Origin of the sequence: Acidovorax sp. Root568, assembly GCF_001427445.1 — a bacterium.
GTDB classification, from domain to species: Bacteria; Pseudomonadota; Gammaproteobacteria; order Burkholderiales; family Burkholderiaceae_C; genus Acidovorax; species Acidovorax delafieldii.
Genome location: NZ_LMGP01000017.1, coordinates 196,517 through 209,389, shown reverse-complemented (window position 1 = coordinate 209,389; position 12,873 = coordinate 196,517). Strand labels below are relative to the sequence as shown.

Below are 12,873 nucleotides of genomic sequence, written 5' to 3'. Positions count from 1 at the left end.
CGCTGAATACAAGCCCTGCGCCTTCCGCACAAACGGTAGCATCCCTCCATGCGCATCCTTCTGGCCGAAGACGACCACAACCTGGGCACCTGGCTGAGCCGCGCGCTGGAGCATGCGGGCATCCAGGTCGAATGGGTGAACGACGGCCGCCTGGCCGACCGCGCGCTGCAGCAGCACGACAACTACGACGCACTGGTGCTGGACCTGGGCCTGCCCGGGCTGGACGGGCAGGCAGTGCTGCAACGCCTGCGCGACCGCGACCAGCGCCTGCCCGCGCTGATTCTGACGGCACGTGATTCGCTGGACGAGCGCGTGCGCTCGCTCAACGCGGGGGCCGACGACTTTCTGGCCAAGCCCTTCGAGCTTGCCGAGCTGGAGGCACGCCTGCACGCCCTGGTGCGCCGCGCGCGTGGCAACGAGCACCAGCGCCAGGCCTGCGGTGCGCTGGTGTACGACAGCGCCCGCAAGCAGTTCACCCTGCGCGGCGAGCCCCTGGCCCTGTCCCCGCGCGAACATGCCGTGCTGCGCGTGCTGGTGCAGCGCAGCGGCGAGCCGTTTTCCAAGCAGCAGATCCTGGACCGCGTGTTCACCGACGATGACGATGTGCACCCCGAAGCCGTCGAGGTGTTTGTGCACCGCCTGCGCAAACGGCTGGATGGCAGTGGTGTGCGCATCACCACGCTGCGTGGCCTGGGCTATGCGCTGGAGGCAGACTGACCGATGGGCCTGACCGCACGCCTGCGCCGCGCCAGCCTGTGGCGGCTGCTGGCCATGTTGCTGCTGCCGCTGCTGGCCCTGGTGACGGGCGTGGAGCTGTGGATGACCCGGCACGATGCGCTGGAGGCCGCCAACGCAGCCTACGACCGCTCGCTGCTGGGCGCGCTCAAGTCCATCGACGCCAACATCTCCACCGCCTCGGGCGGCCTGTCGGCCGAGCTGCCGTACAGCATGCTCGAATTCTTTGAGCTCACGGCCAGCGGCAATGTGTACTTTCGCGTGGCGTCGTCCGACGGGCTGGTGGAGTTGGGCAATGCCGACCTGCCCCTTCCTGCTGGCGCGCTGGAGCCCGGCGTACCGCGTTTTTATGACGCCACCTACTTTGGAGAGTCCGTGCGGCTGGCCGCCTACCGCCGCGCGCTGGACCGTGCGGAGCCCGCATCCACCGTGCTGGTGCAGGTGGCCGAAAGCACGCGATCGCGCCAGGACTTCACAGCCCGCTTTGTGCGCCGCGCGGTACAGCGCGATGCGCTGGTGCTGGCCCTGATGGTGCTGGGCACCGCAGCGCTGCTGGCCGTGGCGCTGCGCCCGCTGGCGCGACTGGCGCGCGAGGTGCAGGCCCGCAGCGGCGACGACATGACCCCGCTGGCATCCAACGACCTGCCCGCTGACATCCGCCCGCTGGTGGACGCGGTCAACCAGCAGATGGCGCGCACGCAAGATCTGGTGGCACAGCAACGGCAGTTTCTGGACGATGCCTCGCACCAGCTGCGCACCCACCTCACCACGCTGCAGATGCAGATCGACTACGCACGCCGCGAGGGCGACACCACGCAGGTGCAGCACACGCTGGCAGCCATCGGAGGCGAGATCGCCCGCGCCACGCGCAGCACCCAGCAGCTGCTGGCACTGGGCCGCAGCGACACAGCGGCGGTGGAGCTGACGCCCTTTGACCTGGCCGCGCTGCTGCGCACGGTGGCGCTGGAGCTGCTGCCCCAGGCGCGCGCCAAGCAGATCGACTTTGGCATCCATACGCCCTCCGCTGGCATCGAGGCCGTGGGCGACAGTGGCCTGCTGCGCGAGGCCCTGACCAATCTGGCAGCCAATGCCATCGCCTACACCCCGGCGCAGGGCACCGTCACCGTGTCGGCCGCGGGTGACAGCCTGGGCTGGAGCATCTGCGTGGAGGATAACGGCCCCGGTCTGCCCGCCGAGGAGCGCGACGCCCTGGGCCAACGCTACCGGCGCGGCTCGCAGGCCACGGCAGGCGGCTCCGGCCTGGGGCTGGCCATTGCGCGGTCGATTGCCGAGCGGCACCGGGGCAGCCTGCGGCTGCAGGCGCGCGCTGAAGGGCCAGGGCTCCTGGCAATACTCTGGTGGCCCCGCGCCTGACACAGTCTGCTGAACAAGTGAACGCTCCACACCCCATGCCGCAGCCCTTGCCCACCACAGACCGCCCGCTGACAGCGCCTTGCAGCCGCCGCCAGCTGCTGCAAACGCTCGCGGCCGCGGCCAGCGCTGGCGCGGGCCTGGCTCCCTTCCCGGCGACGGCCGACGCATCCCGTGAGCCGGCGGAATGCATTGCGCCTTCCCGCCCCGGCGGCGGATTTGACCTGACCTGCGGTCTGGCCTCACAGGCACTGCAGGCCGTGCGCCCTGGCCGCACGCCGCTGCGCACCCGCTACCTGCCCGGCGGCATTGGCGCGGTGGCATTTGACCAGGTGGCCACAGGCCGCCTGGGAGGGCCCGGCACGCTGGTGGCGTTCTCCAGCGGCTCGCTGCTCAACATGGCGCAGGGCCGCTTCGGCCCTCACCCGGTGAGCGCCGTGCGCTGGATAGCGACGCTGGGCAACGACTACGGCGTGGTGGCTGTGCACCGCGACGCCCCCTACCAGCGCTTGCAGGACGTGGTCACCGCCTTGCAAAAAGATTCGGGCCGCGTGGTGTTTGGCGCCGGCGGCACGCTGGGCAGCCAGGACTGGGTCAAGGCCGCGCTGCTGGTGCGCGCAGCGGGGCAAGACCACAAGCGCATGCGTTTTGTATCGTTTGAAGGCGGCGGCGAAGCGCTCAAGGCGCTGGGCGGCCGGCACATCGACATCTTCACCGGCGACGCGGCCGAGGCCACCCGGGCCGCTGCAGAAGGCCTGCCGGTGCGCATCCTGGCGGTGCTGGCACCCGCGCGGCTACCCGGCACACTGGCCGCCCTGCCCACGGCACGCGAGCAGGGCATTGACCTGCAATGGACCACCGTGCGCGGCCTCTACATGGCTGCCAGCGTGCCGGACGCGGCTGCCCACGCCTGGACGACCGCCCTGCAGGAAGCGCAAGCGGCGCCCGGGTATGCAGCGTTGTGCGCCCGCCATGGGCTCTACCCCTTTGCGCTGAGTGGCCCAGCCCTGGACGACTATGTGCAGCGCAGCCTGGCCGACTATCGCCGCCTGGCGCAGGATCTGGGGCTGCGGTCCTGGCCGCGTTGATCTGCGCTGCGCACCAGCTCCTGAGCAATTGGTCCGCTGACCGTCCCTACGCGGGCAAGGCACCCACTCCTTGTAGTCCGGGCAACCCGGCAGGCCGGTCATCGGCAGGTAGCACTGCTGTGCGGCGCTCGGCCTCGGCGTCTCCCGCTGCGGGCAAGGAAGACTGCGCCACATAGGCCGTCAGGGTGTTGCGCCACTCTTCGTTCGATGCGTCCATGGCGTGTCGCATGCGCGCCAGCAGCCAGCCTGCTGCCCCGACCGTCAAGGCCAGCATAGCCAGAAGCCCATACACCAAGGACGCCGGGAAATGCCCTGCATTCAGCTGTTCCACACGGGCCAGCAATGCGAGCGTGGCCTGATGGTCTTGCTCGGCCTGCGCGCGCATGCGATCCACTTCCACCTGCAAGGCCTGCATGCGCGCGCCGGGGGATCCCGCGCCGTCCGGCGCGTTGACATCCGCAGCCGAAGCCGCCACCGGCATCAATGTTGCGCCGTCGGACGGAGCCCCTTCGCCCGAAGCGGGCGGCGTGACCAGCGCCGTCAACGGCTCCATCACCAACCGGGGCTTGGAAGGTCCAGGCGCAACAGGTGCCGCTGCTGGAGCCAACGAGGCGGTGGACGATGCCGACGCCTGTGCGGGGGGCGCTGCTGCGGCCGCGGGCGCCATGCTGGGCGCGGTGCTGGGTGGCTCCTGAGGCGCCGTCTGCGCAGTGCTGGTCGCGGAAGCCACTGCCGCTGTGTCAGCGGACGGGCCGCGCGCAACGGGAGCCCCCGCAGACTTTGCGGCCAGTTTCGTGCCCTTGCGGGCTACCCGGCTGGCGGCCGACGCCTTGCGCGGCCGCGAGGGGCCCATTGAGGTTGCAGAAGAGGCCTCTCCGGCAGCCACCCCGGCCGCCCGCGAGGGGGAGGCATCTGCCAACGGCACCTCCCAGGGAATCGCCACTGGCTTCAGCCCGGCCGCAACGGTGGCGGGCAGGTCGGCCAGAAAGGTGTATTCGCGCGTCACGCGGCCCGTGCAATGCACGGAGACCTGGGCGGTCAGCACCGGCTCGTCGGCCAGATGGGAGGACTGCACCCGCAGCACCGGGTTACGCTCCGGTTCGCCCGGCCGCACGCTCACCTGGACTCGGCCTGCCGGCACGGCCACATCGCCAGACACCAGCCGCGCTTGCGGGCACAAGGCGTCCACCGACATGCCGGGGTCCAGCTGGACTTCAAAGCCCAGGTCGATGGGCTGTCCCAGCCACACCTTGCCTTGCGGCGCGCCCAGGGACAGGGCTTCCGCCGCCTCGGCCAGCAGCGCCAGGACGACGACGATCAGGGAGTTACGAAGCATCACAACCACCTCCAGCCATTGCAATTAGTTTCTACAGGAAACAAAACACAACGGAAAGAAATGAATGCGCAGGCCTCAGTGCCAGACCCCGGACAGATCGCGGTTGGGTGCGCCTGGCGTTGAGCAACGGGCCGTGTGGCCCGCTACCGTTCCAGCCACCACTGGATCACCACCTTGGCCAGGAACCCCAGAAAACCCACGCCCAGGCCCAGGAAGAGCACGAAGGTGCCAAAGCGTCCGGCCTTCGATTCCCACGCGAGCTGCCCGATGATGAACAGCATGTAGGCGATGAACGCCCCCACCCCGTAGGTGAGGAAGAAGCCCGAGATCTGCGCCTCGGTAAATCCAAAAATCACGATGTCCCTCCAGGCCGGCGCACAGGGGCCGCCGGTACACCAGGGGCCACCAGGTCACGCTCGGGCAGGCTGGATGCATCTACCAGGTCGCGGTAGGCGTGCCAACTGGCGTGGCCCAGCATGGGCATCACAGCGATCAGGCCCAGCAGCAGGGAACCCAGGCCCAGCAAGGTAAAGCCCAGGATGATCGCGGCCCAGAACGCCATCGGCAGCGGGTTGGTGATGACCGCTTGCCAGCCCGTGAGCACCGCCTGCAGCAGCGTGGCGCGGCGGTCCAGCAGCAGCGGCATGGCCACCACGCTGGACGCAAAAATGGGCGCGGCCATCAGGCTGCCCAGCGCCAGCCAGACTTCAAACAACCAGCCGTCACGCGCCATGACCACATGGCGCAGAAAGTCGAGCGGTGTCTCGATGGGCACGGGCGCCAGCAGCGTGATGAGCGCCGCAGATGTCACGACCCAGCCCGAGGCGGCCAGCGCCAGCAGGGCCCCGAACTGCAGCATGCACCAGTAGTCGCTGCCCCATTTGTTCACATGGCTGTTCTGCCAGTTGAGCCAGGTCTTGAGCACCACGCCCAGGTTGGCGGCTTCGCCACGCTCCAGCGCGCGGCTCAGCGCATACAGGCTGGTGGCCAGCACCGGCGCCACCACCAGAAAGCCCGACAGAGCCCCCGCCAGCAGCCAGAAGCGGTGGTGCGCCACCGCAAAGATGGCGGCGCCAAACAGGGTGAGCGCCAGGCCATGCGCAAAGCTGATCCAGCCCGCCCGTGCCATGTCGCGCCAGGCCAGCACCAGCCAGGTCATGGGCTGCATCATGCCGATGGTGCGGATGGCGGGCAACGGGGGGGGAGTACGGGGCATGGTGGGAGGGGTCGCTGAGCGACGATGGAGTGTGACTTGATCGGGCCACGGCTTCAACCGCCGCGCGCCCAAACCTTGACCTGAGGCAAGAAACCGAACCCAGCGAAACCGGTCAGGCCAACAGCCGGCACAGCGCGGTAAGACTGTCCACCGTGGCATGGGGCGGTGTGTCGTCGTGCGGCCAGGGGTGGTTGGCACTGTTGATCCACACCGCCTGCATGCCTGCATTCAGCGCGCCCTGCGCATCCAGTGTGGCGTCGTCGCCCACGTGCAGCACCTCGTGGGGCAGCACATCCACGGCCGTGGCGGCCGCATGGAAGATGCGCACATCGGGCTTGGCGATGCCAAAGTCCGACGCGCTGATGCTGTGGCGAAAGTAGTGGCCGATGCCAATGCGGTGGATATCAGCATTGCCGTTGGACACCGCCACCACCGGGTAGCGCGCTGACAAGAAAGCCAGCGTGTCGTGTGCATCGTCAAACAGCTCCACCCGCTGGCGCTCGGCAAAGAACAAATCAAACGCCGGTTCGGCCAGCGCGGGCTCGTCACCGGCCTGCGTCAGTGCCAGCCGGATGGACTCGCGCCGCAGCGCGCTCAGGTCGCCCTTCAGGTCAGGGCGCAGGGTCACCATCTGGTTGCGGATGGCGCGCAGCGCCTCGGTGTCCGAGAAGAGTGCCGCCGTGGCAGGAGCGTGATGGGTCAGCCAGTCCAGCAGCACACTTTCGGCCCGCGTGATGGTGGGCCAGATGGGCCAGAGCGTGTCGTCCAGATCGATGGAGATCGCACGGATGCGGGAGGTGTCCAGAGAGGGATTTGGCACAGGGCGCACCTGAAGGATGAAGGCGAAAAAAGAGGCCCCGGCGATGCGCCAGGGCGAGGGCCGCAAAGCATACCGCAGGCCTTTGCGGAATGCAGTGCGTTCAACCCGGGTCTGGTGCGCCCCCAGGCCCCAACGAAGATCCGCGCACCACCAGCAGCCCGGGCAGCAGGCTCTCGCGTGCAGGGCCTTCCAGGCCGTTGATACGCTCCAGCAGGCACTGCGCAGCACGTTGCCCGATGGCATCGGTGGGCTGGGCCACCGCGCTCAGGCCGGGCCGGATCAGCGACGCCCATTCGGGGTCGTCAAAGCCCACAAAACCCAGCTGTTGCCCAAACGTCCACCCCATGCGCGAGACGGCTGCAGCCACCCGCAGCGTGACCACCGAATTGCCCGCCACCACCGCGCAGCGCTCGCCGGGCCGGGCCTGCCGCAGCAGATCGGTGAGTGCCTGGTCCAGCACCTCATCGCCCTGCTCCGCCGCTAGCTCCAGCACCTCGCCGCGCACCGCCGAGCCCTTGGAGGACACCAGCGCACGAAAGGCCTCCGTGCGCTCGATGCGGGAACTCACACCCAGCAAGGGTTGGGTGATGTAGAGCAGGCGCTGCCAACCTTGCTGCTGCAGATGGGCGCAGGCTTCGCGCATGGCGCCCTGGTTGTCCAGCGAGACGAAGTCTGCAGCCAGCCCGGCATGGCGCCGGTCCACCAGCACGGCGGGCTTGCCGTGCAAGGTGTTCACATCCGCCTGCCCCTCGCCCTGCCCCAGCGTGTTGAGGATGAAGCCATCCACCTGGTAGCTGGCCAGCGCGTCGATGGCCGCGCGCTCGCGCTCGCGGTCGTTGCCCAGGTTGAACAGCATGACCAGGTAGCCCGCGTCCTGGCAGGCTTTCTCGGCGCCCCGCAACACGGCCACCGAATAGGGGTTGGTGATGTCGGCCACCACCAGGCCAATGAGCCGCGAGCGGCCATGGCTCAGCGCCTGGGCCATGGGGCTGGGCACGTAGGCCAGCTTGGCGATGGCCGCCTCGACCCGCGCTGCAATGTCGGGGCTGAGCAGGCGTTCACGGTGGTTGAAGTAACGCGACACCGTGGCCTTGGACACACCGGCCTCGGCCGCCACATCGGCAATGGTGGGGCGGGCGCGCAGCGTGGCGGAGGGTGCAGGTGTCGGCGGGCTCATGCGGGTATGGGGTTGTACACGGCAGCGGGCCGTTCGCCCGCCAGGGCCTGCAGCAGGTTGGTGGTGGCCAACGCGACCATGGCATGGCGCGTGTCGTGCGTGGCCGAGCCAATGTGCGGCAGCGGGGTCACGCGCGGGTGGGTGCGCAGGGGCGACGCCAGCGGCAGCGGCTCGGTGGCAAATACATCGAGCCCCGCTGCGCGCAGCGGGCCATGGTTCAGCGCGTGCAGCAGGTCTTGCTCCACCACGGTGGCACCCCGGCCGCCGTTGATGAAGATGGCGCCGGGCTTCATGGTCGCAAACATTTCGGCATTGACCATGCCCCGTGTGCTGTCCGACAAAGGCAGCATGGCCACCACAAAGTCCGACTGCGCCAGCAGCGCAGGCAGCGGCGTGTGGATGGCCTTGCCCTGCAACTCAGGGGCCTGGGTCGCCAGGTCCACCGGGCGGCGGGCGTGGTACATCACGGGCATGCCAAACCCCAGTGCGGCGCGGCGCGCCACGGCCTGGCCAATGCGGCCAAATCCGAGCAGGCCCAGCGTCTTGCCGTGCACATCGCTGCCAAACAGGTCTTCTCCAATATTCTTCGTCCACCGGCCCTCGCGCACCAGTTGCGACAGCTCCACCAGCCTGCGGCTGGTGGCCATGAGGAGGGCAAACACCGAGTCTGCCACCGTTTCGTCGAGCACTCCGGGGGTGTGGCACAGCATGATGCCGCGCGCCTGCAGCACGTCCAGCGCGTAGTTGTCCACGCCCACCGAAATGCTGGACACCACCTGCAGCCGGGGCGCACGCGCCAGCACGGCCGCATCGATGGGAAAGCTGGAGCCGATGAGCCCGTGCGCCTGCGCCAGGGCGGCATCGAATCGTGCACGTTCATCGGGCTTGCGCGGGTCGGCCACCGTCACGTCGTGCACGGCGGTCAACCGCGCGAGCTGGTCGGGCGGCAGTTCGCGAAACACCAGCACCTGTTTGCGCGCTGGGCTTGTGCTGCCGTCTGTAGAAGGTAGCGCCATGCTCACAGGCCCGCCTCCTGCAGCTGGGCGCGGGTGGGCAGCCCCTCGGTGTCGCCCAGCACCTGCACGGCACGCGCACCAATCCAGGCGCCACGGCGCACGGCGGCAGGCACGGTCAAGCCTTCCAGCAGCGCGCTGATCACGCCCACGGCAAAGCCGTCGCCCGCGCCCACGGTGTCCACCACCTGGGCCACGGGCACGCCGGGCACGCGGCCGGTGCCAGCCACGTCGCTGTCGTAGTAAGCGCCCTCGGGGCCGAGCTTGACGACCACCAGCTTGGCACCCCGCTCACGGTAAAAGCGCGCCACACCCTCAGGGGTGGTTTCACCGGTCAGAAATACGCCCTCTTCCATGCCCGGCAGCACCCAGTCGGCATAGGTCGCCAGGGTGTTGATCCAGTGGCGCATGGTCTCGGGCGACGACCACAGCGTGGGGCGCAGGTTGGGGTCGAACGAGATGGTGCGGCCTGCAGCACGCATCACCTCCAGCGTGCGGATGGCGGCCTGCAGGCTGGTGTCGGAGATGGCGGCAAACACGCCTGTGGCATGCAGGTGGCGTGCAGACCGAAGCCAGGGCTCGTCCACATCGGCGGGGCCCATCTGGCTGGCGGCGGAGCCCTTGCGGTGGTACTCCACCTGCGGGTCGCGGCCATCGGTCACGCGCTCCTTGAACTGAAAGCCCGTGCGCTGCGTGGCATCACACACCACGTGCGAGCAATCGATGCCTTCGCCCTGCATGGCGGCCAACAGCGCGCGGCCCATGGAGTCGGTGCCCAGGCGGCTGGCCCAGCCCACCTTCAGGCCCAGGCGCGCGAGGCCAATGGCCACATTGGTCTCGGCCCCGGCCGTGCGCTTGTGGAAGCCGGTGGCGTTCTCCAGCGGACCGGGCTCATTGGCCACCAGCAGCAGCATGGCCTCGCCAAACAATGCAACGTCGAAGACTGAATCGCTCATGCAGCCTCCCGTGCAGCGCGGACGAAGGCCACCTGCTCGCGCGTGACAGCCACCAGGTCGTCACCCACCAGCGGGTATTCAATGGCATGCGGCACATCGGCTGGCAAGGCACGCAACACGGCGCGCCAGGGCGCCACCGAATCGGCCAGCGGCACCGCCACCCACTTGGCGGGCAGGCGCTGCACGCCCTTGCAGTGCACATAGCGCACATAGGGTGCCAGTGCCTGCGCGGCCTGCAGCGGGCATTCGCCCTGCCAGTGCCAGTTGCCCATGTCAAAGGTCATGCCCAGGTCGAGCCCCGCCTGCGCCTGGGCTGCAAAAAACGCCTGCATGGCGGCCAGCGTGCCGGCGGTGGCGGTCTGGTCGTTCTCGATCACCAACTCCACCTGCGGAGCGGCCTGCAGCAGCGCCTGGAGGCGTTGCAGCGACGTATGCGATGTCGGCAGGGTTGCGCCAAAGCCGCCAATCGACATCTTCAGGCGCGGAGCACGCAGCACCTGGGCGGCCTGCACGCCACGTGCAAGGGCTGCTTCATCCAGCTCGCCCTGCGCGGTCCAGAGGCCTTCGGGGCTGGAGTACACCGCCGCCCGGCCCGCCAGCGCGGGCAGCTCAGTGGCCGCATCGCGCAGCAGCTCGCCACGCACCTCCACCCCGTCCGCGCCCGCTTGCTGGGCCAGGTCGGTGCACCACAGCTGGCCGTGGCGACCAGTTTCGGCCGCGCCGAAGGAGGACAGGGAAATCAATACCTTCATGTGTTTCTTTCAGGCCGCGCCCCTACGGGGCGAAGTCCATCAACCGCACGACCTGTCAGGTCTCGATGTGCGTGGGTCTCAATGTGCGTGGTGGGAACTCAGGATCTGGCCCAGGAACTGCCGCGTCTTGTCGTGCTGCGGCTGGCCGAAGAACTGCTGCGGCGGCGCCTGCTCCAGGATCTTGCCGTCGGCCATGAAGATCACGCGGTCGGCCACGCTGCGGGCAAAGCCCATCTCATGCGTCACGCACAGCATGGTCATGCCGTCTTCGGCCAGGCTGATCATGGTGTCCAACACTTCCTTGACCATCTCGGGGTCGAGCGCCGAAGTGGGCTCGTCAAACAGCATCACCTTGGGTGCCATGCACAGCGCCCGCGCAATGGCCACGCGCTGCTGCTGCCCACCCGACAACTGGCTAGGGTGCTTATGCGCCTGCTCGGGGATGCGCACGCGGGTCAGGTACTTCATGGCCACTTCTTCAGCCTGGGCCTTGCTCATGCCGCGCGAACGCATAGGAGCCAGCGTGCAGTTTTCCAGAATGGTGAGGTGCGGGAACAGGTTGAACTGCTGAAACACCATGCCCACTTCGGCGCGCACGGCATCCACGTTCTTGCCGCCAGCGGTCAGGTCAATGCCATCGACCTCGATGCGGCCCTTTTGCACCGTCTCCAGCCGGTTGATGCAGCGAATCAGCGTGGACTTGCCCGAGCCCGATGGCCCGCAGATCACGATGCGCTCGCCGGGCCGCACCGACAGGTTGATGTCGGTGAGCACCTGGAAGCTGTCGTACCACTTGTTGACCCCTTCCATGCGGATGATCGGCGGTGTGCCGGGGGCGGTCGTGACTGCGTCGCTCATCAATGGCTCCTTATCGTTCAGGCAGGCTTACTGCAGTTTGGGCAGGTCAGCGCCCAGCCACTTCTGGTACAGCTTGTTCAGCTCGCCATTGGCAGTGTTGCGTGCCACAAAGTCGTTCACGGCCTTGGTCAGCTCGTCCTGGCCGGGGCGCAGGGCGATGCCCATGGCCTGCTGCAGCAGGTTGAACTTGTTCTCAAACGTGTTGGCGGGCACGCGCTTGGCGATCTGCGCGGCCACGGTGACCGAGCAGCCAATGGCATCCACCTGGCCCGAGATCAGTGCCTGCATGGCCGATGCATCGTCGTCAAAGCGGCGGATTTCGGTGCCCTCGGGCGCGGCCTTGGTCACGGCCACGTCTTGGGTGCTGGCACGGGCCACGCCCACGCGCACGGTTTTCAGGTCTGCCGCGCTCTTGATATTGGCGCCGGTCTTGCCGTACAGCACGATGGTCGCGGCCGCATAGGGCTGCGAGAACTGCACCTGCTTGGAGCGCTCGGGCGTGATGGCCAGCGAGGCCACCAGCACATCGACCTTGTTGGTCAACAAAAACGGGATGCGGTTGGGGCCGGTGACGGGCACGATGTTGGCCTTCACGCCCAGGTCCTTGGCCAGCAGCTTGGCCACGTCGGCGTCGTAGCCGTCGGGCTGGTTTTGCGCGTTGGTGGTGCCGTAGGGCGGAAAGTCCACCAGCATGCCGATGGTGATCTCACCCTTCTTCTTGATGTCCGCCACGGACTGGGCCGAGGCCAGCGGCGCAAAGGCCGTGAGGGCTGCGCCCAGGCCCAAGGCGGCCAAAGCGGCGGTAGCGGTGCGGCGTTGCAAAGAAAAAGTCATCGCATGTCTCCTGGTGGTTGGTGTGAACGAGAAACAAAAAAGGAAGGTTGCTGCGCGTGGGTCAGCGCGCCAGAGCACGGGCGCGCTTGCGCTCCATGCGTGCGGCCATCAGCGACAGCGGCCAGCAGATCACGAAGTACAGCGCGGCCACGGTGGTGAAGACATGCAGCGGCTGAAAGGTGGCGTTGTTGATGATCTGCCCCGCCCGCGTGATCTCGGTAAAGCCGATGATGGCGGCCAGCGATGTGCCCTTGATGATCTGCACCATGTAGCCCACCGTGGGCGGCAGCGCGATCTTGAAAGCCTGGGGCAGCACCACAAACCGCATGCGGGCCACGTACTTGAGGTTCAGGGCCTGGGCGGCCTCCCACTGACCGCGTGGCACGGCCTCGATACACCCGCGCCAGATCTCGGCCAGAAAGGCCGCGCTGTTCAGCACCAGCGCCACGCCCGCCGCCACCCAGGGGTTGATGTCAAACCCCAGCACCGGCGCACCAAAGAAGATGAGGAACAGCTGCAGCAACAGCGGCGTGCCCTGGAACACCTGGATGAACACGCGCGCCGCATTGCGCGCCGCAGCGTTCTCTGAGGTGCGCGACAGCGCCACCACCAGCCCCAGCAGCGCACCGCCGACAAAGGCAATGGCCGACAGCGCCAGCGTCCACTGCGCGGCCTGCACGATGAATAAAAACTCGGAGAGTCCGAAGGTACGCATGG

General features: G+C 68.1%; 14 protein-coding genes. 3 read left to right on the top strand and 11 right to left on the bottom strand.

Translation table 11 applies throughout. The features are described from left to right. Nucleotides 1–48 precede the first annotated feature (48 nt). From ASD75_RS17150 to ASD75_RS17140, 3 genes are read left to right on the top strand one after another with little or no spacing between them, the layout of a single operon-like run. Nucleotides 49–717 carry a response regulator gene (locus tag ASD75_RS17150; RefSeq protein ID WP_015014896.1) on the top strand — a complete coding sequence of 223 codons (669 nt, stop codon included), beginning with the start codon at nt 49–51 and terminating at the stop codon, nt 715–717. Nucleotides 718–720: 3 nt separating this feature from the next. Further along, entirely contained in the window at nt 721–2,109 is a 1,389-nt protein-coding gene (locus tag ASD75_RS17145; protein WP_056747118.1) for a sensor histidine kinase, read from the top strand. Between the two features lie 35 nt (nt 2,110–2,144). Then, nucleotides 2,145–3,194: a tripartite tricarboxylate transporter substrate-binding protein gene (locus ASD75_RS17140; protein ID WP_056747212.1), complete on the top strand. Its 1,050-nt coding sequence runs from the start codon at nt 2,145–2,147 to the stop codon at nt 3,192–3,194. Between the two features lie 46 nt (nt 3,195–3,240). Here ASD75_RS17140 and ASD75_RS17135 read toward each other — a convergent pair whose 3' ends face one another. The 11 genes from ASD75_RS17135 to ASD75_RS17085 form a co-directional block, all read right to left on the bottom strand. Continuing rightward, nucleotides 3,241–4,530 carry a hypothetical protein gene (locus ASD75_RS17135; protein ID WP_156401045.1) on the bottom strand — a complete coding sequence of 430 codons (1,290 nt, stop codon included), beginning with the start codon at nt 4,528–4,530 and terminating at the stop codon, nt 3,241–3,243. 143 nt (nt 4,531–4,673) lie between these two features. Continuing rightward, nucleotides 4,674–4,886, bottom strand: coding sequence for a DUF2788 domain-containing protein (locus tag ASD75_RS17130; protein WP_056064510.1), 213 nt, complete (start codon nt 4,884–4,886; stop codon nt 4,674–4,676). Next, complete coding sequence (locus tag ASD75_RS17125; RefSeq protein WP_056064512.1) at nt 4,883–5,746, bottom strand: DUF2189 domain-containing protein; 864 nt, start codon at nt 5,744–5,746, stop codon at nt 4,883–4,885. Before ASD75_RS17125 ends, ASD75_RS17130 begins: the two co-directional genes overlap by 4 nt. Before the next feature lie 112 nt (nt 5,747–5,858). Further along, on the bottom strand, nt 5,859–6,566 hold the full coding sequence (locus tag ASD75_RS17120; protein WP_015014902.1) for an HAD-IA family hydrolase: 708 nt from the start codon (nt 6,564–6,566) through the stop codon (nt 5,859–5,861). Nucleotides 6,567–6,666: 100 nt separating this feature from the next. Further along, the gene (locus ASD75_RS17115; RefSeq protein ID WP_056747116.1) at nt 6,667–7,743 is read right to left on the bottom strand and encodes a LacI family DNA-binding transcriptional regulator; all 1,077 of its coding nucleotides are present in this window, start codon (nt 7,741–7,743) and stop codon (nt 6,667–6,669) included. Next, nucleotides 7,740–8,759, bottom strand: coding sequence for a D-glycerate dehydrogenase (locus tag ASD75_RS17110; RefSeq protein WP_056747115.1), 1,020 nt, complete (start codon nt 8,757–8,759; stop codon nt 7,740–7,742). The genes ASD75_RS17115 and ASD75_RS17110 overlap by 4 nt, the downstream gene beginning before the upstream one ends. A 2-nt stretch (nt 8,760–8,761) precedes the next feature. Beyond that, complete coding sequence (locus tag ASD75_RS17105) at nt 8,762–9,712, bottom strand: sugar kinase (RefSeq protein ID WP_056747114.1); 951 nt, start codon at nt 9,710–9,712, stop codon at nt 8,762–8,764. Continuing rightward, nucleotides 9,709–10,464, bottom strand: a complete 756-nt coding sequence (locus tag ASD75_RS17100; protein WP_056747113.1) for a sugar phosphate isomerase/epimerase — start codon at nt 10,462–10,464, stop codon at nt 9,709–9,711. The genes ASD75_RS17105 and ASD75_RS17100 overlap by 4 nt, the downstream gene beginning before the upstream one ends. 78 nt (nt 10,465–10,542) lie before the next feature. Further along, complete coding sequence (locus ASD75_RS17095) at nt 10,543–11,322, bottom strand: amino acid ABC transporter ATP-binding protein (protein WP_056638118.1); 780 nt, start codon at nt 11,320–11,322, stop codon at nt 10,543–10,545. A gap of 27 nt (nt 11,323–11,349) precedes the next feature. Then, entirely contained in the window at nt 11,350–12,156 is an 807-nt protein-coding gene (locus tag ASD75_RS17090) for a transporter substrate-binding domain-containing protein (RefSeq protein ID WP_056747112.1), read from the bottom strand. 61 nt (nt 12,157–12,217) lie between these two features. Continuing rightward, nucleotides 12,218–12,871 carry an amino acid ABC transporter permease gene (locus tag ASD75_RS17085; protein WP_056747111.1) on the bottom strand — a complete coding sequence of 218 codons (654 nt, stop codon included), beginning with the start codon at nt 12,869–12,871 and terminating at the stop codon, nt 12,218–12,220. Between the last annotated feature and the right edge of the window lie 2 nt (nt 12,872–12,873).